This window comes from Bradyrhizobium sp. CCBAU 11361, from assembly GCF_028128935.1.
GTDB lineage: Bacteria > Pseudomonadota > Alphaproteobacteria > Rhizobiales > Xanthobacteraceae > Bradyrhizobium > Bradyrhizobium niftali.
This window is the reverse complement of sequence record NZ_LBJZ01000044.1, coordinates 1-358: the sequence shown is the minus strand read 5'-3', so window position 1 is coordinate 358 and position 358 is coordinate 1. Positions and strand designations below refer to the sequence as shown.

The window sequence follows — 358 nt, the reverse complement described above, 5'->3', positions numbered from 1 at the left end:
GGCATCGCCGTACGGCAAGGCCTGCATTCCCTGCGGTCCGAGTTGCCGGGCATCCTCGCGACGCGCACCGATGTGCTCTTGCCTCGGATGTTGCGCATCATCGAGGATCTGGCGGGAGACTGGCGCCGGCTGGATGCGCGTATCGAGGGTCTATCTAGCGAGATCGAAACACTAGCCCGTCAAGATGGGGCCTGCCAGCGACTGATGACGGTGCCCGGCATTGGCCCAATCATCTCGAGCGCAATGGTGGCCGCGATCGGCACCGGAGACGTGTTCTCGAAAGGCCGCGACTTCGGCGCCTGGCTTGGACTTGTGCCAAAGCAGATATCGACCGGCGACCGCACGATCCTCGGCAGTA

General features: G+C 63.7%; 1 protein-coding gene. It reads left to right on the top strand.

What is annotated here, in order from left to right:
* On the top strand, positions 1-358 hold a 358-nt coding region (locus XI08_RS09745; RefSeq protein ID WP_271574254.1), incomplete at both ends, for a transposase.